The sequence below is a fragment of the Gemmatimonadaceae bacterium genome (genome assembly GCA_036273715.1).
GTDB lineage: Bacteria > Gemmatimonadota > Gemmatimonadetes > Gemmatimonadales > Gemmatimonadaceae > JADGGM01.
The window spans coordinates 79,487-102,209 of the sequence record DASUHB010000064.1 but is presented as its reverse complement, the minus strand read 5'-3'; the positions used below and the strand labels follow the sequence as shown (position 1 = coordinate 102,209).

Genomic DNA, 22,723 nt, shown 5'->3' with positions numbered 1-22,723 from the left:
GCGTCCTGGCCTAACCGAGACGAGCGACCTCCGTCCCGCCGACGGGCGGCCGCACCGTTCCCGGCGACCAGCCGAACAAGCTCGTACAGGCGGCGCCGCACACCATGCCCTGGCACGGGCCCATTGTGATGCGCGTGTACAGCTTCGCCTGGCGCACCGACCACGACGGATCGAGCGATTCGCGCCGCACGTCCTCGCACCGGCACACCACCGTGCTGTCGCTCGCCAGCCGCCGGACCTCATCCCGCGGACGAAACGCGTCCGTGAGGCGCTCACCGAAGCGACGCCAGCCGTCGCGCGCGCGCTGGAGCCGCGCCGATCGCGCGCGCGCCTCGTCGCCCGCCGCATCCAGCCCGGCGATGCGGCCTTCGACTAGCGCCGCCGCCTCGCCGGCGACGCCCGTAGGCTCGCCCGCGCACCACACGTTGGGCACGGTCGTGCGCTGCAGCGCATCCACGGCCACCCGCCCGCGCTCGACGTCGCACCCCATCAGGCGCGCCAGCTCGACGGCCGGCACGAATCCGTAGCTCGCGCAGAGCAGATCGCACGGCACCGTCCAGGCCCGCCGTCCGTTCGTTAGGCGCACCCGAGCGACCCGGCCCTGGTCGCCCTCGGCCGAGCGCACCCACGTGCCGAACCGGACCGTCGCGCCACGCAGGGACGCGCCGTACGCCGCCGCCTGCCAGAGCTTCGCCGGATGCGACCACAGGCCGGCCGCGAACGCGGCCGCCTGCGCGATCGGCGCCTGCTCGGCCACGAACATGACGCGGGCCCCGGCGCGCGACAACGCCGCGGCAACCGGCAGGAGCAACGGACCGGACCCCGCAACCACCGCGCGTTTGCCGCGCACCACCATGCCGCCTTTGAGCAGGGCCTGCGCGCCACCCAACGCCAGGACGCCCGGCAGCGTCCATCCATCGAACGGCAGCAGCAGCTCGCGCGCGCCGGTCGCGAGCACAACGCGCCGCGCGCGCACCGCGCCGCACCCGCGCGCGCCCTCACCAGTTAGGCGCAAGACGATGTCCTCGCCCACCCTCGCATCGAACACAGTCGACCGGGCGAGCCATTCCGGTGGCGCGCCGCCCCCCTTCTCGCCGAGTCGCGCCAACCAGTTCCGGGCGGCCTTCGGCAGCGCCGCCGGGTCGCGGTGCCGCCAGATCTGTCCACCCGGACGCATCCCCTGATCGATCACGATCACGCGCGCACCCGCCGCCGACGCCGCGACGGCCGCGGCGATGCCCGCCGGCCCGCCGCCCACAACCGCCACATCACACGAGCGGCTCTCGTGGACCGCGTCCGGCGGCGGCGCCCATGCGCCGATTTCGTTAGGCGACGTCTCCACGCGCATGCCGTCGGTGCACGGGATGAGACACGATCGCTGGTGCGGTCGCCCGTCCACCGTCACGCGGCACTCGAAGCACACGCCCATCCCGCAGACCGGCGCCCGCGGCGCGCCCGTCACCGACGTGCGAAAATGCGTGACCTCGGCGCCCAGCATCGCCGACGCCAAGGTCGAGCCCTCCGGCGCGCTGATCCGCCGCCCGTCGACGGTGACCGTCACGTCGCGCGGCACGCGTGCTCCTCCGGCGTCGCGTCGCTCGCTGGACGCATCGGGCGTCCGGGATCGTAGGGCGCAGGGTCGATCGGCGGCGCGCGGCCGACGAGGTCGGCTGCGATCAATGCCGCCGTCCCGGGCGCCGTCGTGATGCCTAACCCTTCATGCCCGGCGGCGATCCACACGCCCGGCTCCGCGTGCCACCGCCCGATCAACGGCAGCCCGTCGGGCGTCGCCGGACGAAAGCCGGTCCACACCCGCACGACGTCGCACCGCGCCAACGCCGGCAGGAACGACGTCGCACGCCGCACCATCGCGCCTAACACAACATCGTCGATCGCGCCATCGCGCCCGGCCAGTTGGCGCGACGATCCGATGAGCAGCTGTCCGGTCGCGCGCGGCTGCACGTTGAACGCCACCGATTCACCGCTCAATCCGTGCGCGCTCCGCAGGTACCCCAGTTCCACAAGCTGCGCGTGACACAGCCCCGGATACCGGTCGGTGATCACGAGATGTCCCTTGCGCGGCACGATCGGCAGCTCCGGCACCAGTCGCGGCGCATCGATGCCCGCGGCGATGACGATCGCGCCGGCCGAAATCGATTCCTCGACGCCACCCGCTGCGCGAACGCGCACGGCGCCGCGCGAAAGCGCAACGGCCTCGCACCGCTCGCGCACCACGGCGCCCAGCGCCACCGCCCGCTCGATGCACCAGCGCGCTGCGTTAGGCGGGTACAGCACGCCGTCCCCCGGCACCGACAGCGCCCCGGCCAGGCCCGGCCGCAGCGCCGGCTCCATCCGTGCCAACTCCGCCGCATCCACGAGCGACGAGGCAACGCCGTGCGCGGCGTACACGGCCTGCTTCGCCCGCGCTGCCTCCATCTCCTCGTCGTTGCCGGCCACCCACACCGTGCCGCGCATCTCGTATTCGCAGCCGGCCGGCAGCTCATCCGCCATGCGGTCCCAGAGACCGCGCGAGAAGCTCGTCAACGCCAGTTGGGCGGGCGTGTCGTCCATGACGACGAGATGGCCCATCGCCGCCGCGGTCGAGCCGCTGCCGGCAAACGACGCATCGACGATCTGCACGTCGAGCTGTTCCCGCGCCAGCGCCAGGGCGCACGCCGCGCCGACGATGCCGGCGCCGACGATCACCACATCCGGCCGCGCCGTTCGCCGCGCGCCGAACCGGGCGCCGTCCGTCACGCGGCCGCGATGCCTAACCGGAACGGGTCGCGCGGGTCGAAGAGCAGCGTCGCACGCCCCGTCACGAACGCGCGCCCCTCGATGTGCGGGATCACCCCGCGCATCCCCGCGCGCTCCTCCACCCACCCGGTGAACAGGCTGCCCGTGATGCTCTCCTGGCGCCACCGCTCGCCCGCTCGGAGTTTGCCGCGCGTGTGCAGCGTCGCCATCTTCGCCGATGTGCCGGTGCCGCACGGCGAGCGGTCGTACGCGGCGCCCGGACACAACACGAAGTTCCGGCTGTCTGCGTCCTCCCGCGCCGGCGGCCCGAACAGCTCGATGTGATCCACCGGCGCGCCATGCTCGCCCCTCACGCCGGCGCGCGCCAGCGCATCGCGAATCGCCATCGTCGCCTGCGTCAGCTCGCGCACCCGCGACAACCCCAGCTCGGCGCCGTCGAGCTCCGTTAGGAAGAACCAGTTGCCGCCCCAGGCCACGTCGCCGCACACCGCGCCCACACCCGGCACCTCGAGCGCCACCTCTTCCCGATGCACGAACGACGGCACGTTCTCGAGCGACACCGACCCGTCTCGCGCGAGCTCCGCACGCACGAGTCCGACCGGCGTATCCACGCAGACCGCCCCCGGGCCGATGCGCCCCAGATGCTCCAGCGTGCGCACCACGCCGATGAGCCCGTGCCCGCACATCCCGAGATAGCCGACGTCGTTGAAGAACACCACGCCCGTCGCCGCGCCCGGACTCACCGCCGGGGTGAGCAGCGCGCCGACGACGGCGTCGTGCCCGCGCGGCTCGAGAATCACGGCCTGGCGCAGCCGATCCTGATCGCGGCGCATCGACTCGCGGCGCTCGGCCATCGTCGTACCGTTAGGCAACGGCCATCCGGCGATCACCACCCGCGTCGGCTCGCCCTCGGTGTGCGAGTCGACCACCTCGATGGCGTCGATCGTACCGGCCGCCGTGCTCACCCGCGCGCCTCCGCCGACGCGAGCGTCGCGCGGATGCCCGCCAGCGCGGCGTCGAGCTCGTCGCCATCCAGTTCGAGCCGCGGCGGCCGCACCCGCGCGCTTCCCTTCCCTACCTCGCGCTGCACGAGCTTGATCAGCTGGACGAACTTCGGAGTCGTGTCGAGCCGCAACAGCGGCAGGAACCAGTCGTACAGCGCGCGCGCCTCACGCCACCGGCCGGCCGTCGCGTGCTCCCACAGCCGCATCGTCTGCGCCGGCAGCGCGTTCACCAATCCCGCAATCCACCCCTGCGCACCGGCCGCGACGCCCTCCACGGCCAGATCATCCAGGCCCACCAGGATCGTCAACCGGTCGCCTAACAACTGCCTGATCGCCGTGATGCGCCGCACGTCGCCGCTCGATTCCTTGACCGCGTGCAGGTTGTCGTGTTGCGCCAGCTCGCGGATCTGCTCCGGCACGAAGTCGGTGCCGTACGCGATCGGATTGTTGTACAGCATGCACGACAGCGGCGTCGCGCGAAGCACCGCCGTCACGTGCGCCTTCGTTTCCCGCCAATCGCCCCGATAGACGTATGGCGGCAGCACCATCAGCCCGTCGCACCCGGCGCGATGCGCCTCCTTCGCCAGCGCCACCGCTTCCGCCGTGCTGGACGCCGAGATGCCGGCGATGAGCGGCGTGCCGGCGCGGAGCGCGCTCCGGCACGTCTCGAGGATACGCACTTTCTCGTCGAACGACAGCGCCGGCGCTTCGCCTAACGAGCCGAGCGGCACCAGGCCGGTGGCGCCCTGGGCCACCATCCACGCCGCGTGCTCGCACAGGAACTCGTGGTCGACGCTCAGGTCGTCGCGAAACGGCGTCGTAATCGCGGGAAACACGCCGCGCCAATCGTCGGTGCGCATGGATGTCGTCACGGGTTGATCTGGACCGTCTTGGTCTCGGTGTAGAACTCGCGCGCCGCCGGCCCCTGCTCGCGACTGCCCGAGCTCGAGCCCTTCATGCCGCCGAACGGCGCGTGCGGGTCGACGCCGGTCGTGTCGCCGTTCACACGCACCAGCCCGACCTCGATCCTGCGCACGTACTTGAGCGCCGACCGGATGTCGCGCGTGAACAGCGACGCGCTCAGCCCGAACGGCGTGCGGTTCGCCAGATGGATCGCGTGATCGAGATCCTCCGCCTCGAACACACCGAGCACCGGGCCGAACAGCTCGCGTTGGGCGAGCGGCGCATCCGGATCGGCCAGCCGGATGACCAGCGGGGCCACGAAATATCCGCGGGCGAACCGCGCGTCGTTGGGCAGCTCGCCGCCGAACAGGCGCTCCGGCCGCGCGTCGCGCAACGCCGTCGCGATCGAAGCGCGCGAACGCGCGCTGATCACCGGACCGACGGCCGCGGCCGGGTCGTCCACCGGGCCTAACGGAAGCCGCTCGATCTGCGCCCGCAGCCGGGCCAGAAAGTCGGCCGCGACATCGCGCACCACCACGACGCGGCTCGTCGCCGTACACTTCTGGCCCGCGTAGCGCATCGCGCCCGATGCCGCCAGCGACGCGGCGGCATCGAGGTCGGCGTCCTGCGCCACAATCAGCACGTTCTTGCCGCCCATCTCGGTCTGGAAGCGCACGTTCCGCCGCGCGGCGAGCGCGGCGACCTGCGCGCCCACGGCGCTCGAGCCCGTGAACGAGATGCCCCGCACCGCGGAATGCTCGAGCAGCGGCGTGCCGACGTTAGGCCCGATCCCGTGCACGACGTTGAACACGCCCGGCGGCAGCTTGGCCGCGACGGCCGTCTCGGCCAGGAGCGACGCGACCTGCGCCGACATCTCCGACGGCTTGAGCACCACCGTGTTGCCGAACGCCAGCGCCGGCGCCGCCTTCCAAAGCGGAATCGCCAGCGGAAAATTCCACGGCGTGACGAGCGCCACCACGCCTAACGGCTCCTGCAGCGTGAACTGCAGCGCGCCCGGCGCCTGCGATGGAATCACCTCGCCCACCGCGCGCACCGCCTCGCCCGCATAGTACCGCAGGATCACCACCGCCCGCGCCACCTCGCCGCGCGACTCGGCGATCGGCTTCCCCACCTCGCGCGTCATCGCCCGCGCCAGCTCGTCCGCGCGCTGCCGGATGACCTCGGCCCAGTTGTACAGATGCTCGGCCCGTGCCGGCCCGGTCAGTGATCGCCAGCCGCCTAACGCTTCTGCCGCCGCATCCGCCGCCGCCCGCGCCGACGCCGCAGAGCCCTCGGGCACCATCGCGACGATGTCGGACTCGTCAGACGGATTCACCGACGCAACCGTCGCCCCGCCCGCCGCCGGTCGAAAGGCTCCCCCCACCAGGTCAGCCAGAACCGCCGACGTCATCAGCCCTCGCCCCGCCGTTCGCGGAGGAAGCGGATGAGCGAACGACCCGCCCCCGTGATGTGCGTCCCCATGAGCTGCGCCGCGCGATCCGCGTTGTGACGCCGCGCCGCCGTCACGATAGCGCGATGCTCCTCACTCGCCCGGGACTCGCCATGCGTCAACGCGAGCTGCATCCGAGCATACCGTTCGGCGTGTCGATGCAACCGCTCCGCAATCCCAAGCGTAAGCGGTCGCTGCGCCGGCGCCAGCACAGTCGAGTGCAGATGCCAGTTGAGCTCACCCCAAGCGGCGATGTCTCGCCGCCGAAATGCGGAATCGTATGCGTCCAGTACTTCCTCCGCCCGCGCGAAGTCTGGCGGCGTCATCCTCGGCACCGCTCGGCGCACCAGATCCGCTTCGATCTGCGCCCGCAGCTCGAATAGTTCTTCGATTTCCGCGAGCGAAAATGTTGACACTACAGCGCCACGATGGGGACTGAATGTAACCAGTCCCTCGACTTCTAGCTGCCGCAGCGCCTCGCGCACCGGTATGCGGCTCACACCCAGCTCAGCGGCAATCGCATCCTGCCGAAGCGGATCGCCCTCCGCATAGGCACCGGAAAGAATGCGCTCCCGGATCGCCTGGAGAGTCGCGCCGGCCAGGGTGAATCGTTCGATCGGCGCGCCCGCCGGGGCCCGAGGCGCAAGCGTGCCCGCCGCGCCATCGGTGCGGATGCCGGACCTGGGTGCCGGTGGGTTGATCATGTGCGCTCGCTGCCTAACGGTGAACGGTCGTCGCAGCCACGCTGCTTCAATTGGCAGCTCCGGGATAAAGTATCCAATCCGCGCTCCCTCACAAGTCCGGTCGATAGCCTCTCACGCAATCTGGCGCCCGGGTCGCGCCCCGCGCGAGACGCGCGCTCGCCGCCGGCCGCTGGCCGCGCCCGCTCCCACTTCCTCTCTCCTTGCCCCCGCTATATTTCGCGTCCCTTTGGCCGCGCCCATGTCCCTCACGATCCGATCCCTCCGCAAGTCGTATCCGGATGTCGTGGCCGTCGATGGCCTCGACCTCGACGTGCGCGCGGGTGAGTGCTTCGGCCTCCTCGGACCCAACGGCGCCGGCAAAACCACCACCATCGAGATCTGCGAAGGCCTCACTAGTCCCGACAGCGGCGATGTCATCGTCCTGGGCCGCCGGTGGACCGAACAGCCGCGCGAGCTCCGCGAGCGCCTCGGAATCCAGCTGCAGGAGACGCAGCTCTCCGAAAAACTCACCGTCGAGGAAACGGTGCGACTCTTTCGGTCCTTCTTTCGCGAAGGACGAGAGGTGTCCGATGTCATCGCGCTCGTGCAGCTCGAGGAGAAGCAGCACTCGCGCGTCGGCGGTCTGTCCGGTGGTCAGAAGCAGCGGCTCGCCCTTGCCTGCGCGCTGGTCGGCGACCCTGATCTGCTTTTCCTCGATGAACCAACCACGGGACTCGATCCGCAGGCGCGGCGACAGCTCTGGGATCTCATCGAGCAGTTCCGCGCTGCCGGCCGAACAATCGTCCTCACCACCCACTATATGGATGAGGCCGAACGCCTCTGCGATCGCGTCGCGATCATGGACCACGGCAAGGTGATCGCGCTCGGCACGCCGCGCGAGTTGATCCGCGCCCGGCGCGCAGAGCATGTGGTGACGTTCTCGGCATCGCAGGCCGCCCGAATCGATCTCTCGGCGTTGCGCGCCATCGACGGCGTCCTCGATGCGCGCGCCGAGAATGGCGGCTTCCAACTGGATGTCTCGGAGCTGCACCGCGTCGTGCCGGCCTTGCTCGCTGCGCTTACCCAGCGCGGCATCGAGATGAACGAGTTGCAGACGCACTCGGCCACGCTGGAGGATGTGTTCGTGTCGCTCACCGGACGGCATTTGCGCGATGACTGAGACGACGCTCGCCCCGCCCGCACGGGAGAGCCAGGCCCGAGCGCCGCGAAAGCCGCGCGGCGTTCGCGACAGCTCGTTGGTGCAGCTCACGCTCGTGCGCTACCGCGAGTTCTTGCGCGAGCCGGAGGCGGTTTTCTGGGTCTTCGTCTTCCCGGTGCTGCTCGCAGCCGGACTCGGCATCGCGTTCCGGAATCGGCCCGCGGAAAAGCAGCACGTCGCGGTGTTGTCCACCGCGCCGGGTGCGGCGCCGCTCGCGGCAGCCTTACGCAGCGATTCGTCGCTCAATGTCGATCTGCTCGACGACAGCGCCGCCGCGCAGGCATTGCGCACCGGCGAGGTAGCACTCGTCGTGGTGCCGCAGGGCGCCGGCGCCGTGTCCTACCGCTATGACGACACGCGGCCCGAAGCGCGCGCCGCACGGCTCGTCGCCGATGCTGCAGTCCAGCGCGCGGCGGGGCGGCGCGACCCGGTGGCCGCGGGCGACCAGCACATCCACGAGCGCGGATCGCGCTACATCGACTTCGTGATTCCGGGCCTGTTAGGCATGAACCTGATGGGCAGCGGCATCTGGGGCATCGGCTTCGCCATCGTCGACGCGCGCAAGAAGAAGCTGCTCAAGCGGCTCATCGCGACGCCGATGCGCAAGCCCGAATACCTCGCATCGTTCCTGCTGTCGCGCCTGACGATGCTCTTCTTCGAGGTGGTGACGCTGTTGGGCTTCGGCGCGCTGATTTTCGGCGTTCCGCTGCGCGGCTCGTACCTCGAGCTGGCGTTCATCTGCCTCATCGCGTCGCTCACCTTCGGCGCGATGGGACTTCTGGTCGCCTCGCGCGCGCGCACGGTGGAAGGCGCGTCGGGCCTGATGAATTTAGTGATGCTGCCGATGTGGGTGTTCTCGGGCGTCTTCTTCTCGGCCTCGAACTTCCCGAAGACGATGCAGCCCTTCATCCAGGCGCTGCCGCTCACCGCGGTGAACAACGCCCTGCGCGCGAACATGCTTCAGGGTGCGGGGCTCGGCCACGTGGCCGGCGAGTTAGGCATAACCCTGGCCTGGCTGGTGGTCAGCTTCCTCGTCGCGTTGAAGTTATTCCGCTGGAAGTAGCCGCTCGCCTGCGCGCACCCTATTACTCCGCGCGCAGTGCGATCACCGGATCGACACGAGACGCTCGATGCGCGGGCACGTACGCGGCAAGTAGCGCAGCGGCCGCCAAGAGCAACGCCACAATCGTGCAAGTGGCCGGATCCACCCGCCCTATTTCCGCCAGCAATGACCGCAACACGCGACTCAGGGCGAAGGTCAAGATGGCGCCGAGCAATAGTCCAGTGCCGACCAACCTCGCCGCCTCCATCACGACAAGCTGCGTAATTGCGGACGGGAGCGCGCCGAGTGCCAAGCGGATTCCCATCTCTCGCCGTCGCTGCACGACCGAGTACGCGACCACACCATAAAGTCCAACAGTCGACAGGGCTAACGCAATACCCGCGAACACGGACAAGAGGAACATGGTGAAACGGCGTCCTGCAAAGAGCGCCGCAAACTCTGCCGCCATTGCCCTGCCACTGATACGGATCTGCGGATTGATCGTTGCCGCCAATCGGCTCGTCGACGCGAGGAGCTCGGGTGAAGCGCCACGCGTCCGAAGGATCATCGTTGTGCCCGTGTTTGCTCCGGACGGTTCGTAGATCTGATCCGCGAGCGCCCCGGCGAAGCCAGGTGCCTTCATCTGGGCCACGACGCCTACGACGACGTGCCATGGCCCCTTAGGGTCGATACGAAATCGCTTGCCTAACGCACTACTCCCAGGCCAGAAGTGGCGAGCCGTTTCCGTGCTGACCATGGCAGTGTGTGTCAGCGTGTCCTCATCGAAAATCCGACCGGCCACGACTGGCAGCCGAAGCACCCTGAAGTAGTCCGGCTGCACGACGTCGTAGCCAATCATCTTTACCGAGTCGTTTGCGCCTGTTGGGCGGCCGGCGATTTCCATGGCCGCGCCAATCGCGACGCCGGAGTATGGAGGTGCTCCGTGCGCGAGTGTCACGTCCTCAACTCCCTGAAGAAGGCGCACGTGCCGAACGAGCCGATCCATCACGGCCTTTTTCTGAGCAGGTGCCGCATAAAGAGTCCGCGGCAGCGACACATACAGCGCGGTGAGATTGTGCGGGTCAAAGCCGATATCTTCCTTCTGCAGACTGTGCACCGTCCGAATCAGCAAGGCCGCCGCAACCAGCAGCGCCGTGGACAGGCCGACCTCACCGACAATGAGCGCAGCGCGAAGTCGGCCAACGTCGCGGCCGCCCGAAGCCGTTCGCGAAGTGCTCTTGAGCACGTCTGCGGGATTTCGCTGAGCGCCGATCAGCAACGGCACTATCCCGAACGCCAATCCTGTCGCAATCGAAATCCCGACGGTCCAGAGAACCGACGTGCCGTCTAGCCGTGCCGAGTCGAGTGCATCCAGCACAGCCGGCCGCGTTGAGTCAACCAGGGCGATACCACGCCACGCCACCAGCACACCAAGCGCCCCGCCCATGATTGTGACGCACAGACTCTCTACTGCGAATTGCCGCAGCAGGCGACCTCGACTAGCGCCTAACGCAATACGCATCGAGAGCTCGCGCTGTCTGCTCGCTGCCCGCGCGAGGAAGAGATTGGCCACGTTCCCGCAGGCGATGAGCAAGACTAGCCCCACGGCCCCGGCGACCAACGCCATCGTCTTCTCGACATGGGAGCCGAGGTACTCGCGAAGTGGAACGACTTGAACACCCGGTTGCTGCCCCGCAGGTGTCCAAGGCCGCGCGGTGGCGGCCAGAATGCCTGCGAGCTCCCGCTCTGCCATCACGACTGAAACTCCGCGGCGCAGGCGTGCCCATGGTATCACGATGCCGCTGTCGCCGGTGTCCACGAGTGGAAGCCAAACACCGATCGGCGGCGCCCCCGGCAGGTCGATCCCGGCCGGCATGACACCGACGATGGTGTGCACTGTCCCGTTCACGTCGAGTCCACGCCCGACAACGTCTCGCGCACCACCAAACCGACTGCGCCACAAGCCATAGCCCAAGAGAACGCTCGGAGCAGCGCGCCGCGTAGTTTCGTCCGGAGTGAAGCTGCGACCGAGCACTGGCCTAACGCCCAGAAAGGACGGCACATCGGCGGACATCGCCTCGGCATGAACGAGCTCGGGCTCGGCTCCGCCGACAAGCAGGGCATCGTCGCGCGGCTGCAGCCACACAACCTTCTCGAGGGTCCGAGCGCGATCACGCCACGCATCCGCGATCGGCCTCGATGGCATCAGTAAAATGGTTTGTGGACCGGAGCCCTGGTCAAGACCGTATCCTGGTGTGGTTTCATAGAGGCGGACGATGCGGCCGCTATCCCGGAACGGAGCCGGATCGAGCAGCAAGTTGTGCACGACGCTGAACATTGCCGTCGTGACGCCGATGCCTAACGCCAATGTCAACACCGCCACAGTCGCGAACGCCGGGTGCCGCCGAAGTTGCCGCAGCGCGAACGTCAGATCCGTACCCGCGGCACTCCCACGCCCCGCACGCGCTTCGCGCGGGACGTCGGCCGGGCGGCCGCTCATCAGTCCTTCGGGTTCGTCGCCCATACGGTGACGTCTTTCACCAACACGCGGTCGTCCAGCATCAACATGCTCGCAATCACGTCCGCGATGTCCTCGGCGTGCAGCTTGGTCGGATTCTCGCCGCCACCGGGCCGCCCCGAGTTCGAGCGAAACTCGGTGAGCACCTCGCTGGGATTGATCTGCATCACCCGAATGCCATACTGCCGCAGCTCCGTCCGCCACACGTCCGTTAGGCCGGCGAGCGCGAACTTGCTCGACGCGTAGGCCGTCCCGTTCGCCCCACCGCGCTGTCCCGACGTGGACACCACGTTGACGATGTTGCCGCCTTGCTGTCGCACGAAGTGGCGCGCCGAATCCCGCGCCACCAGCATCGCGCCCAACACGTTCGTCTCCCACACGCTCCGGACGTCGGCCGCCGTCATGTCGATCAGCGGTGCGAACCGGCCGAATCCGGCGTTGTTGATCAGCGTGTCGTACCCGCCTAACTCCCGGATCGCCGTCTCGACCAGCCGCGCGACGTCGGCCTCGCGGCTTACGTCGGCCTCGATCGCCACGGCGCCTGCCGACTTGGCCGCCGCGCGCAACCGCTCGCCATTGCGTCCGCAGATCGCCACCTTCGCGCCAGCCGACGCCAGGCGCTTCGCCGTCGCCAACCCGATCCCCGAGCTGCCACCCGTCACCAGGACCTTCGCGTTCTTCAGTTCCATCGTCGTCCCCCGAGCGAAATCAGTCGTCCCCGTGCGCCGGCTCGGCGTTCGGCACCGCGAACTCGCCCGTGCCGCGCCGCTTGAAGAAGCGCTCCGCCAACGCTCCCTTCCACCCCTCGAGAATCTCGTACACGGTCGGGATGACCAACAAGGTCAGCAGTGTCGACGTGATCACGCCGCCGATCACCGCCCGGCCCAACGGCGCCCGGAAGTCCGCGCCCTCGCCGAACCCGATGGCCACCGGCAGCATGCCCGCGATCAGCGCCAGCGTCGTCATGATGATGGGCCGCAGCCGGATCCGGCCCGCCTCGATCAACGCCTCGCGCAGCGGAAGGCCCCGCGCGCGCGCCCACTTCGCGAAATCGATGAGCAGAATCGCGTTTTTCGCCACAATCCCCATGAGCAGGATCACGCCGATCAGGCTCATGATGTTGATCGTGCTGCCGGTCACGAGCAGCGCCAGGACCACGCCGATCAGCGACAGCGGCAGCGACACGAGGATCGAGATCGGATCGAGGAACGAGCCGAACTGGACGACGAGGATGAGGTACATCAGCAGAATCGCGATGCCTAACGCCATCGCCATGCGGCCATAGACCTCCGCCTGGTCTTGCGCCTGCGCGCCCTGCGTGATGTCGACGCCCGCCGGCAGCTCGAGCTTGGCGATGCGCGCGTTCATCTCCTTCGACACTTCGGTGAGCGGCCGCCCCTGTACGTTCGCCTCCACGCTCACCACCTTCTCGTGGTTCAGGTGCTGGATCTCGGCCGGCCCGACGCCCTCGGTCACGGTTGCGATTTGGCCTAACGGAATGGTGACCGGCGCCGCGCCCGGTCCACCGCCCACGACCAGCGGCAGCCGCGACAGGTCCGCCGCCCGCTCCCGCGATTCCGGCGACAGCCGCACCGTCACGTCGCGCGTCTCGCCGGACGGATCCACCCAGTCGCCGGCCTTGAGCCCCGCGAACGCCGGCCGCAGCGACTGCGCCACCTGGTCCACCGTTATGCCTAACGAACCGGCGAGCGGCCGATTCACCTGCACCTCGAGCTCCGGCTTCTGCCCGCGCACCGACAATCCGACGTCCACCGCCCCCGGTACCCGCGCCGACACCCGCGCTGCCTGCTCGGCAAACGTCCGCAACACGCTCTGGTCGCTGCCCCGGATCTGGATCTGAATCTGCTTTATCGAGCCGCCGAAGCCGCTCGTGAACACCGACGGCGTGGCGCCGCCGATGCGCTGCAGCTCGCGCCGCAGGATCTCGCCTAACTGATCCTGGCTCAGCGACCGGCCCGCCTTGGGGACGAGCCGCACGTACACCTGCGCCTGATCCACGCCCGGCGCCCTGCCCATCAGCTCCGTGCCGACCGTCGTGTACGTGTATGCCACCTCGCGATGCGCGCGCGCGATCCCCGCCGCCTCCTCCGCCTTGAGCTTCGTGTACTCGAGGTTCGAGCCCGGCGGCGTTTGGATGATGAAGTCGATCTCGCTCCGGTCGCTCACCGGGACGAACTCCGCGCCCACCTTCTGACTCGCCACGAGCGCGATCGCGCCTGCGAAGCTCACGAACGCCAATCCGATCATCGCCGCGCGATGGTCGAGCGCCCACCCGATCACGTGCTTGTAGCCGTCGGCCATCCGCTCGAACCATGCGTTGAATCGCTCCAGGTGCCGCGAGACGAACCCGCGGTGCTGATGCGCTTCCACCTGCGGATCCGCCCAGTACGCCGACAGCATCGGGTCGAGCGAGAACGAGACGAACAGCGAGACGAGCACCGCGCACGCGATCGTGAGCGCGAATGGCTTGAACCACTGCCCGGCCAGACCGTACATGAACGCCACCGGCACGAACACCGCGACGATCGAGAACGTCGTGGCCGCCACCGCCAGCCCGATCTCGTTGGTCCCCTCGTGCGACGCCTCGTAATGGTTCTTCCCCATCTCGATGTGCCGCACGATGTTCTCCCGCACCACGATCGCATCGTCGATCAGAATGCCGATCGCAAGCGACAGGCCTAACAGAGACATGGTGTTCAGCGTGAAGCCGAACACCCACACGGCAATGAACGACGCGAGCACGCTCACCGGCAACGCCAGCCCGGTGATCACCGTCGATCGCCACGAATTCAGGAAGAAGAACACCACCAGCACGGTGAGGAGGGCTCCCTCGACCAGCGCCTCCTCGACGTTGGACACCGCGTGCTGCACGCGTTCGCCGGCATTCTGCACGACCTCCAGCTTTGCGCCCGCCGGCAGCGTCCGCTGCAAACGCGCCACGTGCTCGAGCACCGCTTTGCTGACGGCCGTCGTGCTGTAACCTTTCGACTTCTTGATGTCGATACCCACGGCCTCGCGCCCGTTGAACATGGCGCTCGTGCGCGCTTCCTCGGTGCCGTCGAACACCGACGCCACCTGGCCTAACCGAATCACCGCGCCCTTGCGCTCGGCGACGACCAGGTTGGCGAAATCCTGCGCGTCCTCGAGCCGCCCCTTGAGACGGATCGACTGCTCCTCCAGCGCGCTGTTCAACCGCCCGACCGGAGCCGCCAGATTCTGCTGCCCGATCGCCTGCACCACCTCCGCGATGCTGACGCCGTTCGCCTGCAAATCGCTCGGGTGGACCTGCACCGTCATCTCGCGCTTGATGCCGCCCGCCACCGTCACTTCGCCCACGCCCGGCACCGCGCGCAAGTCGCGCACGATGCCCGGATCGGCAATGCGCGTCAGTGTCGCCGGCGGAATGGTCAACGACGTGAGCGTGAGCGACACGACCGGCATTTCGCTCGGATCGAGCCGGCTCAGTACCGGCTCTTTCATCTCGGTGGGCAGATCTTCCCGCTTCGACGAGATCGCGTCGCGTATGTCCTGCGACGCCTGCTGGATGTCCTTGTCGTAGTCGAACACGACCAGGAACTGCGCCAGCCCGTCGGTCGACGTCGACGTCGTGCGCTGCCAATCGATGCCCGTGATCGACGAGAACGCATCTTCGATCGGATCCACGACCTCGCGCTCGACCACGTCGGGCGACGCGCCGGGATACGAGATGCTCACCGCGATCATCGGCTGCTGGATATCGGGGAACTCGTCCGTTTGCAGCCGGAACAACGACGCGACGCCGAACGCGACGAGCGCCAGGATCACCGTGATCGTGACGATGGGCCGCTTGATGGCAAAATCGGAAATGAACATGACCGCCCCGCGTGCCTAACGACCGGCCGCCGTCGAATCCGACGACAGCAGGATCTTGACCGGCGTGCCGGGCGTGATGCCCTGGGCCGCCCCGATGAGCAGGGTGTCGCCCGCCGACAGCCCCGCCGTCACCTCGTACACGCCGCGCACGTCGTCGCGCATGCCTAACTGTACAGCCACCCGCTCCGTGCGGCCGCCTTTCACGCGGAGCACCGCCGGCGTCACGCCGCGCTGGTCCACGGCGGTGAGCGGCGCCACCAGCGCCGTCCGCGTCTCCGACGCCACGCGCCCCTGCGCGAACAATCCCGCCACCAGATCGCTCCGGTCGTTCGGAATCGTCACATCGATCTTGATCTGCCGCGTCACGGGATCGGCGGCCGGACTCACAAACTCGATGTGCCCAACGAACGTCCGCCCCGGATATCCCGACACCGTGAACCGCACCGGCGCGCCGCGCTTGATCGCGGCAATCTGCTCCGACGGCACCGACGCCTCGAGGCGCATGCTCCCCGGATCGATCACCGTCATCAGCGCCGTGCCGGGCTGCACCACGTCGCCCGCGCTCACCTGGCGGTCGCTCACCTGCCCGTCGAACGGCGCGCGAACGAATGTCTTGTCCAGCGTCTGCCGGGCCTGCGTGAGCCGAGCCTGCGCGTCCTCGTTCGCCGCCGCCGCGGCCGCGAGCGCGCTTTGCGCGGATTCCAGATCGCGCTCCGCGATCGCACCGGCCTTCTCCAACGCAGCCGACCGATCCAGGTTCCGCTGCGCATTGTCCAACGACAGCTTGGCCGAGCGCGCCGCAGACTGCGCGGACAACGCCGCCTGGCGGAGCGCGGTGTCGTCGATGCGCGCCAACAAGGCGCCGCGCCTAACGGACTGGCCCCGGTCCACGTACGTCTGCAGGACCGGTCCCGCCACCTCCGCGCGCAGCGTCGCAGTTTGCCGCGCCTCCAGCGTTCCCGAGACCGCCGGCCCGCTCTGCAGCTGCTCCACCGCCGCAACCGCGACGTTCTCGCGCCCCACCTCGACGGCCGCCGGCGCCGACGCGCGCGCGGCGCCGTTGCCCCGGCACGCGACCACGATCGCGGCCGACGCCACCACCGCGCCACCGCGCACCGCCCATCCGTAGCGCCGCCGCCCGAGCGGCGTCATAGCGGTCCTCCCGATGGGTTAGGCGACGTGTTGGTCAGCACGCCCGGCGCCGGCTGCGCCGGCATCACCGTCATCACCGGCGGCACGGTCAGCGACTGCGCCGGCTGCTGCGGCGCCGTCATCGTCCCGGCGTTAGGCGCCACGCTCGCCGAAATCGGCAGATCGTGCAGCAACGCAAACCGCACCCGCGCCACCTGAAGGTCGCGCGCCGCCTGCGCCCGGTTCGCCTGCGCCTGCTGCAGCGAAATCCGCGAATCCGAAAGCTCGGTCTGCGGCGAAATACCCTCCCGATACCGCACTTCCGCGATTCGATACGCCTGCACCGCCTGCTCCACCGTGCCCTCGCTCGCCGCGAACTGCGCCTGCGCCGCTTCGAGCTGCGACACCGCGTCCCGCGTGTCGAGCGCCGCCAGCTGGCGCGTCTGACGCTCGCGCGCCTCCGACTCCCGAAGATTCGCCTCGGCGATCATTTCATCGCCGTGAATCGAGCCGCCCGTGAACAGCGGAACCTGGATGCCGCCCGTCACCGTCCAGTTGGACCGGAACTGGCTCCAATCCGGAAACCCGGAATTCGGAAAGGCCTCGCGCCCGAACTGCGACGACACCGTCAGCGACGGAATGCGCTGCGCCTTCGCCACCCTGAGCGCCGCGCGATCCGCGACCACCGCCTCGTCCGCTTCCCGCACCGGCGCGCGACGCGCCGACGTCGTGTCCGGCGTCGCGGCGAGCAGCGACGCCAACCGCGTCGACACGGCCGATCCCGTGTCGCCTAACGCGGTCGTCAGTGCCACCGGTTGGTCGAGCGGCAGGTTGAGCGCTTGCTTGAGCCGCAGGTACGCGAGATCCCGGCTCGAGCGGCGCTGAATCACCACCGGCACCTGGTTGTCGCGCGTCACCTGCGCACGCAAGAGATCGAACTCCGGCTGATTGCCGACGTTCTTCGCCAGACGCGTCTGCGAGAGCGTCGTGTCCGCCTGCGCGAGCGTCGCCACGGCAATCTCGAGCAGCCGGTCGCTCAACGCGGCGTCGTAGTAGGCCTGCGTCACCTGCAGGATCAGCTGCGCCCGCGCCGCCGTTAGGCCGATCGCGGCCGTCTCCCGCTGCGCACCCGCCTCCTTCACCTGCGCGCCGACGCGCCCGCCCGAGAACAGGTTCTGCGTCACCGACAACCCGAGCGTGTACTGGTTCGCCGATCCGAACCCCACGCTCGAGAATTCGCTGAACAGATTGCCCGACGACGGCGCGCACCCGAACGCCTGCTCGAGCAACGCAACCCGCTGGTCCAACGGCGCCGAGGGATTCGGATGAAACGTGTCGCACGACGGCGGCGCCCCCGTCGTATCGATCGCAAAGTTCTGGAAGATCGACTTGAGCGTTCGCGTGTACGAGAGCGAACCCGAGATCTGCGGCCAGTATCCGCTATGCGCCTTCGTCTCCTGGCCGCGCGCGCGCTCTACCCCAGCCTGCGCGATCGCAACGTCTTCGCTCCGCGACTCGGCCAGCGTGAGCGCGTCATCGAGCGACATGCGCCGCGTCGAGTCTGCCGCCTGCGCGCCTAACGGCACCGCCGTGGCAGCCGCCAGCGCCGCACCCCACGCAACCGCGTGCCACCGATGCGCGCTCACGTCTCCCGCACCGCGACGGCCGCCGCGCCCGCATCGCAGCCGATCGCGCGCAGGAACAATCGCACGTAGCCGTCGAGCGCCTCCTCGATCCCGTACGAGTAAACCTCCGGTATCATGTCCCGCACCATTGCCTCCGTGAAAATCGCGCCGACCAGCATTGCCGCTGCGACCCTCGGATCGATGTCGCCGGCCGCCCAACCGCGCTCCTGCAACCGCCGCACGTATTGCTCGAGGAAGTTCACCGGATGACGCGGATAGCTCTTGGCGCAATTGATGATCTCGGGATGCTCCTCCACCTCGGACATCACCTTCCGCAGCAGCGACCGAATTCGAAACAGCGTCTCGAATCGCCCGCGACTCCACTCGGCGAGCTCCCGCACCGGATCCGTCGGGACGTCCGGCAGCGCCAACACCGCCGTGCGGCTCGCCGCTGTCAACGCCTCGAGCATCAGCGCTTCTTTCGACCCGAACTGGCGGAATAGCGTGATTTCACTCACGCCCGCCTGCTGCGCGATGCGCCGCGTCGTCGCGCCTCGATATCCAGCCTCGGCGTATACCTGGGCCGCGGCGCCCAGCAGCCGTTCGCGTATATCCATAAGGGCCCAAGCCTATCCAGCCCTCACGAGCAAAGCAAGTAACCACTTACACACACTATTGCCGGCTTTCCGACCTGCTCGCGCCGGCCGCCCAACGACGCCACACACAAAAAAAGAGCCCGGCCTTCGCCGGGCTCGATCTCATCGACCACGCTTATCGATGTTCGTCCTTGGGACGCAGCGGCGTCGGTCCCCTTCTTGGCTCCGGCTCGATCGAGTCCTTGAGGTCGTTGAAGAACCCCCACGTCCAGCCAATCAATGGGATGGTGAAGAAAAACCACCACGTCATCGCGCCATAGAGCGGCATGCCCGGGAAATACATCGAGTACGACAGCTTCGTGTTGTCGTACGTGATGAACAAAAACACGAACAGCGCCGCTGAAAGAATCCAGCAGATCACAAGCGCCACACCGTGACGGCGACGGTTGATCATTCTTGTCCTCGACGAGATTGACCCGAGCCATTCGACTCGGCTCGCAACGGCGAGCCGGGTGTGAAGATAACAATCCGCCACCCTCGCTAGCCAGTCCATCCCACCGCCGAGATGCGCCGAGTCCGCTCGCTCGCGTAGCCGACTTCGTTGGGAGGCGTATATTGTGTCGGCATCGGCGGCACGCCCGAGGCAACCTCTCGAATTAGTCGCGAATGGCCACCAATACGATTCGCCGGCCCGCTCCGGCTCGCACGCGCAAAGACTCGGCTGACCTCACCGCCGCCCTCGATGCCATTCGCCGGATCGTGCAATCGCTCCGCGTCTCCGCTCGCGCCGCCGAACGACGCCTCGGCGTGAGCGGTGCCCAACTGTTCGTGCTGCACGCGCTCGCCGAAGCCCCGGCCCACTCGCTCAACGAGCTCGCCGCCCGAACGTTCACGCACCAGAGCTCGGTGTCGGTCGTCGTCGACCGCCTCGTGCGGCGCCGTCTCGTCTCGCGCACCCGCTCCGCCGAAGATGGCCGCCGCGTCGTGCTCGCACTCACGCCGTCCGGACGGTCCCTGCTTCGCTCGTCGCCAGAGGTCGCCCAGATCCGCCTCATCGGTGCGCTGCGCAATCTCTCGGGCTCGGAGTGCCGCGTGCTCGCGCGACATCTGGGACGCATCGTGCGCGAAATGGGCGTCACGGATGCGCCCGCCCTCTTCTTCGAGGACGCGATGCAGCAGCCCATCCGCGCGTCGAACACGCGTCGGCGCTCGACGGCCCCGACGCACTGACGCCGGGCGAACGGCATGCGCGCTGCGTGGTCGACGGTCGCCCGGCGCGCGACGGCACTTTTGCTGCTCGCCATCACGCCACCGCTCGCGGCGCAGGCCGCCGACACAACCGATACCGCGGATCTCCCGCGCCCGGTTCCCGGTGACATCGGTCTCGCAGGCTCGGATAAACCTGCCATCGCGCGCTATCTCGATGTGCGCTCGGCAACGGATCCATCGCCATCGCCCGACGGCGAACAGGTTTCGTTCATCACGAGCACCACGGGTCTGCCGCAGATCTGGGCCGTTAGCGTGGCGAGCGGTTTTCCCGGAGTGCCCGCGCCTCACCAGTTGACGTTCGCCGAAACCGGCGTCACATCGCAAGCCTGGTCGCCGGCCGGCGGCTGGATCTTCTACGCATCCGACCGCGGCGGCGATGAACGCGACGGCTATTACCTGATTTCTCCCGACGGGCTCGAGGAGCGCGAGCTCGTGCCGCCCGATTCCTCATCTCGCGTCTTCGGCGGATGGTCGCCCGACGGACGGCGCATCGCGTTCACGTCCACGGCGCGCAATGGCGCGGACTTCGACGTCTACATCCAGGACATTCCGCCTAACGGGAAATCCGAGCCGCCGCGCCGCGTGTTCGACGCGTCGGGCGCCGTGACCGTCGAGGCGTGGCGGCCCGATGGCAACGCCCTCCTCTTGTCTCGCGCGCGAGGCGAGACGACGAACGACCTCTTCCTCCTCGACCTGACCACCGGCGCCGTGGATACGCTGTTCGCACCCGACAGCGCCGCCTCCTTTCGCAGCGCTGCGTGGTCCCAGGACGGCCGCGGCTTCTACCTGTCCACCGACGACGGCCGCGACATCGCCGGCCTCGCCTACTACGACACCACCGCGCGCGCGCTCACGTGGATCGGCGTTAGTCGTCATCCGGTCGACGCCGTGTCGTTGTCCGGCGACGGGCGATGGCTTGCGTGGACGGAGGACGTCGCCGGCACGAGCGCGCTGCACCTCCTCGATCTCCGCGGCGCAGGCACCGAGCAACAGCCTCCGCTTCCCGACGGCACGTACCACATCGGCTGGGCGCCGCGCGCCGACGTCCTGGTGATTCGCGCCGCCGGTGTCGAGGTGCCGGGCGATGTATATCTCTACGACGTGGACAGGCACCGCCTAACGCGAGCGACGCGGTCCACGACCGCGGGGCTCGATCCGGATGACTTCGTCGCACCGCGCGCGGTGTCGTTTGCCGGCTGGGGCGGCGACACGATCCACGGATTGCTCTACCTGCCGTCCGACGCGGGCAAACACAAACCGCCGGTGCTGCTCGCGCTGCATGACGGGCCGTCCAGCCACGCGACGGCGACATTCCACCCGCTGTTTCAGTATCTCGTCACCCGCGGCATCGCCGTGCTCGACCTCGACTACCGCGGTTCGACCGGCTACGGCCGACGATACACGCAACTGGACGACGGCCGTCATCGCGCCGATGCGGTGCGTGACATGGGTGCGGCAATGGACTGGCTCGCACATTCCCGCCTGGCAGACACCTCGCGCGCCGCGGTGTACGGCAGGTCATATGGCGGATTCATGGCGTTGGCCGCGCTCGCCCTGCTCCCCGACCGGTTCAAGGCAGGCGTCGCAATTTCGGGGGTGTCTAACTGGGTCGCCGCGCTGGCCGCTTCGCCGCCGATGCGCGCGGCCATCGATCGCGCCGAATACGGAACCGTGGATGACAGTACGAACCGCCAATTTCTGCTCGACATCTCACCGATCTCGCACGTCGACAGCATTCGCGCCCCGCTCATGGTGATCCACGACACGCAGGATCCACACGACCCGGTGGCCGCGGCCGACCGGTTCGTTCGCGCCGTCCGCGCGAATGGCGGAGCGGTCGAGTATCTGCGCTTTCCCGACGGAGGGCGGGGCCTTCGGGTGGCGTCCAATCGGGTGCTCGCCTACCGTCGCGTCGCGGCGTTTCTCGAGCGCGCACTCGCGCGCGCGGCGCCGGAGCGATCGCGATGAGACGGTCGCCGCTGATTGTGGATGCGCGCGCCTTCCGTTGGGCACTTGGCGCAGTGTGCCTCATCATGGCGAGCGCACGCGCGCAGGTCGTGCGCTTCGGTGTGATGGAGGACAGCGCGCGCACCATGTTGCGCGCCGCATGGCGAAACGACTCGGCGCAGCCGGAGCGCGCGTATTGCGTGCGCCGCGCGAGGATCGTCGCCCGCATGATCTCGCCGACCAAGGTCGACAGCATCTTCCACGTGCTCGAGGTCCGACCCGCGAACGTGACGGCTGCGTCGCCTAACCACGTCTCGTTCGAGTGCCACGCCGGGACGCCCGAGCTGCACACGCACACGCCGGCAACCTGTCTGACGGACGATCCGCAGTACTGCACTGCCGGCGGCCCCGAGGCGTACAGCTGCCAGCCCAGCCGCGAGGATTACGAAAAGCTGATCGAGCGCGGCGACCCGTTTGCAGTGATTCAGTGCGACCGCGTCGCGTTCCGCTTTTACTATCCGAGCGATTACACGACGTCCGGCAAACGGGACAGCACATCGCATACGGGGAGACACATCGGCCTGCGCGAGTGACCTGCGCAGCGGGAATCGAGCGGTTTATTACACGATTCTCACTCTGAGAGCGAGCCGTCGCGTCGAGCGGAATTAAAGTCGCACAATCATCGCCGCACACGTGGTCGTCCATG

18 protein-coding genes are annotated in these 22,723 nt (G+C 68.5%); 5 read left to right on the top strand and 13 right to left on the bottom strand.

Features of this window, described 5'->3' with window-relative positions; translation table 11 throughout:
• Nucleotides 1–10: 10 nt before the first annotated feature.
• The 6 genes from VFW04_14155 to VFW04_14130 are packed head-to-tail and all read right to left on the bottom strand — an operon-like array spanning nt 11 to nt 6,818.
• Nucleotides 11–1,573 carry an FAD-dependent oxidoreductase gene (locus VFW04_14155; GenBank protein ID HEX5180475.1) on the bottom strand — a complete coding sequence of 521 codons (1,563 nt, stop codon included), beginning with the start codon at nt 1,571–1,573 and terminating at the stop codon, nt 11–13.
• Nucleotides 1,558–2,757 (bottom strand): FAD-dependent oxidoreductase, encoded by a 1,200-nt coding sequence (locus VFW04_14150; GenBank protein HEX5180474.1) that lies wholly within the window; start codon nt 2,755–2,757, stop codon nt 1,558–1,560. Before VFW04_14150 ends, VFW04_14155 begins: the two co-directional genes overlap by 16 nt.
• A complete protein-coding gene (locus VFW04_14145) occupies nt 2,754–3,722 on the bottom strand; it encodes a proline racemase family protein (GenBank protein HEX5180473.1) in 969 nt (322 codons plus the stop codon). Before VFW04_14145 ends, VFW04_14150 begins: the two co-directional genes overlap by 4 nt.
• Nucleotides 3,719–4,633 carry a dihydrodipicolinate synthase family protein gene (locus tag VFW04_14140; protein HEX5180472.1) on the bottom strand — a complete coding sequence of 305 codons (915 nt, stop codon included), beginning with the start codon at nt 4,631–4,633 and terminating at the stop codon, nt 3,719–3,721. Before VFW04_14140 ends, VFW04_14145 begins: the two co-directional genes overlap by 4 nt.
• Complete coding sequence (locus VFW04_14135; GenBank protein ID HEX5180471.1) at nt 4,630–6,075, bottom strand: aldehyde dehydrogenase family protein; 1,446 nt, start codon at nt 6,073–6,075, stop codon at nt 4,630–4,632. The genes VFW04_14140 and VFW04_14135 overlap by 4 nt, the downstream gene beginning before the upstream one ends.
• Nucleotides 6,075–6,818, bottom strand: a complete 744-nt coding sequence (locus VFW04_14130; GenBank protein HEX5180470.1) for a GntR family transcriptional regulator — start codon at nt 6,816–6,818, stop codon at nt 6,075–6,077. The genes VFW04_14135 and VFW04_14130 overlap by 1 nt, the downstream gene beginning before the upstream one ends.
• Before the next feature lie 238 nt (nt 6,819–7,056).
• On the opposite strand from VFW04_14130, the gene VFW04_14125 reads away from it, so the two are divergent.
• On the top strand, nt 7,057–7,977 hold the full coding sequence (locus VFW04_14125; GenBank protein ID HEX5180469.1) for an ABC transporter ATP-binding protein: 921 nt from the start codon (nt 7,057–7,059) through the stop codon (nt 7,975–7,977).
• On the top strand, nt 7,970–9,079 hold the full coding sequence (locus VFW04_14120; protein HEX5180468.1) for an ABC transporter permease: 1,110 nt from the start codon (nt 7,970–7,972) through the stop codon (nt 9,077–9,079). The genes VFW04_14125 and VFW04_14120 overlap by 8 nt, the downstream gene beginning before the upstream one ends.
• 22 nt (nt 9,080–9,101) lie before the next feature.
• Here the strand turns inward: VFW04_14120 and VFW04_14115 are convergent, their stop codons facing one another.
• The 7 genes from VFW04_14115 to VFW04_14085 all read right to left on the bottom strand — a co-directional run bounded on the left by VFW04_14115 (nt 9,102) and on the right by VFW04_14085 (nt 19,255).
• Nucleotides 9,102–11,558: an ABC transporter permease gene (locus VFW04_14115; GenBank protein ID HEX5180467.1), complete on the bottom strand. Its 2,457-nt coding sequence runs from the start codon at nt 11,556–11,558 to the stop codon at nt 9,102–9,104.
• Nucleotides 11,558–12,265, bottom strand: coding sequence for an SDR family oxidoreductase (locus tag VFW04_14110; GenBank protein HEX5180466.1), 708 nt, complete (start codon nt 12,263–12,265; stop codon nt 11,558–11,560). The genes VFW04_14115 and VFW04_14110 overlap by 1 nt, the downstream gene beginning before the upstream one ends.
• A gap of 19 nt (nt 12,266–12,284) precedes the next feature.
• A complete protein-coding gene (locus VFW04_14105; protein HEX5180465.1) occupies nt 12,285–15,449 on the bottom strand; it encodes an efflux RND transporter permease subunit in 3,165 nt (1,054 codons plus the stop codon).
• 15 nt (nt 15,450–15,464) lie between these two features.
• Nucleotides 15,465–16,601, bottom strand: coding sequence for an efflux RND transporter periplasmic adaptor subunit (locus VFW04_14100; GenBank protein HEX5180464.1), 1,137 nt, complete (start codon nt 16,599–16,601; stop codon nt 15,465–15,467).
• On the bottom strand, nt 16,598–18,226 hold the full coding sequence (locus tag VFW04_14095) for a TolC family protein (protein HEX5180463.1): 1,629 nt from the start codon (nt 18,224–18,226) through the stop codon (nt 16,598–16,600). Before VFW04_14095 ends, VFW04_14100 begins: the two co-directional genes overlap by 4 nt.
• Nucleotides 18,223–18,822 (bottom strand): helix-turn-helix domain-containing protein, encoded by a 600-nt coding sequence (locus tag VFW04_14090; GenBank protein HEX5180462.1) that lies wholly within the window; start codon nt 18,820–18,822, stop codon nt 18,223–18,225. Before VFW04_14090 ends, VFW04_14095 begins: the two co-directional genes overlap by 4 nt.
• Before the next feature lie 154 nt (nt 18,823–18,976).
• The gene (locus VFW04_14085) at nt 18,977–19,255 is read right to left on the bottom strand and encodes a hypothetical protein (protein HEX5180461.1); all 279 of its coding nucleotides are present in this window, start codon (nt 19,253–19,255) and stop codon (nt 18,977–18,979) included.
• 212 nt (nt 19,256–19,467) lie between these two features.
• Here VFW04_14085 and VFW04_14080 point away from each other — a divergent pair, with 212 nt between their 5' ends.
• Genes VFW04_14080 through VFW04_14070 form a run of 3 tightly spaced genes read left to right on the top strand, consistent with a single transcriptional unit; the run spans nt 19,468 to nt 22,610 of the window.
• Entirely contained in the window at nt 19,468–20,031 is a 564-nt protein-coding gene (locus tag VFW04_14080) for a MarR family winged helix-turn-helix transcriptional regulator (GenBank protein ID HEX5180460.1), read from the top strand.
• A 15-nt stretch (nt 20,032–20,046) separates the two neighbouring features.
• Nucleotides 20,047–22,038 carry a S9 family peptidase gene (locus VFW04_14075; protein HEX5180459.1) on the top strand — a complete coding sequence of 664 codons (1,992 nt, stop codon included), beginning with the start codon at nt 20,047–20,049 and terminating at the stop codon, nt 22,036–22,038.
• Nucleotides 22,035–22,610, top strand: a complete 576-nt coding sequence (locus VFW04_14070) for a hypothetical protein (protein ID HEX5180458.1) — start codon at nt 22,035–22,037, stop codon at nt 22,608–22,610. Before VFW04_14075 ends, VFW04_14070 begins: the two co-directional genes overlap by 4 nt.
• Nucleotides 22,611–22,723: the final 113 nt, after the last annotated feature.

Coding starts and splice junctions, on each gene's coding strand:
- VFW04_14085 (HEX5180461.1), bottom strand. CDS start 19,255: ATGATCAACCGTCGCCGTCACGGTGTGGCGCTTGTGATCTGCTGGATT.
- VFW04_14120 (HEX5180468.1), top strand. CDS start 7,970: ATGACTGAGACGACGCTCGCCCCGCCCGCACGGGAGAGCCAGGCCCGA.
- VFW04_14105 (HEX5180465.1), bottom strand. CDS start 15,449: ATGTTCATTTCCGATTTTGCCATCAAGCGGCCCATCGTCACGATCACG.
- VFW04_14090 (HEX5180462.1), bottom strand. CDS start 18,822: ATGGATATACGCGAACGGCTGCTGGGCGCCGCGGCCCAGGTATACGCC.
- VFW04_14075 (HEX5180459.1), top strand. CDS start 20,047: ATGCGCGCTGCGTGGTCGACGGTCGCCCGGCGCGCGACGGCACTTTTG.
- VFW04_14110 (HEX5180466.1), bottom strand. CDS start 12,265: ATGGAACTGAAGAACGCGAAGGTCCTGGTGACGGGTGGCAGCTCGGGG.
- VFW04_14070 (HEX5180458.1), top strand. CDS start 22,035: ATGAGACGGTCGCCGCTGATTGTGGATGCGCGCGCCTTCCGTTGGGCA.
- VFW04_14135 (HEX5180471.1), bottom strand. CDS start 6,075: ATGACGTCGGCGGTTCTGGCTGACCTGGTGGGGGGAGCCTTTCGACCG.
- VFW04_14125 (HEX5180469.1), top strand. CDS start 7,057: ATGTCCCTCACGATCCGATCCCTCCGCAAGTCGTATCCGGATGTCGTG.
- VFW04_14130 (HEX5180470.1), bottom strand. CDS start 6,818: ATGATCAACCCACCGGCACCCAGGTCCGGCATCCGCACCGATGGCGCG.
- VFW04_14115 (HEX5180467.1), bottom strand. CDS start 11,558: ATGAGCGGCCGCCCGGCCGACGTCCCGCGCGAAGCGCGTGCGGGGCGT.
- VFW04_14100 (HEX5180464.1), bottom strand. CDS start 16,601: ATGACGCCGCTCGGGCGGCGGCGCTACGGATGGGCGGTGCGCGGTGGC.
- VFW04_14080 (HEX5180460.1), top strand. CDS start 19,468: ATGGCCACCAATACGATTCGCCGGCCCGCTCCGGCTCGCACGCGCAAA.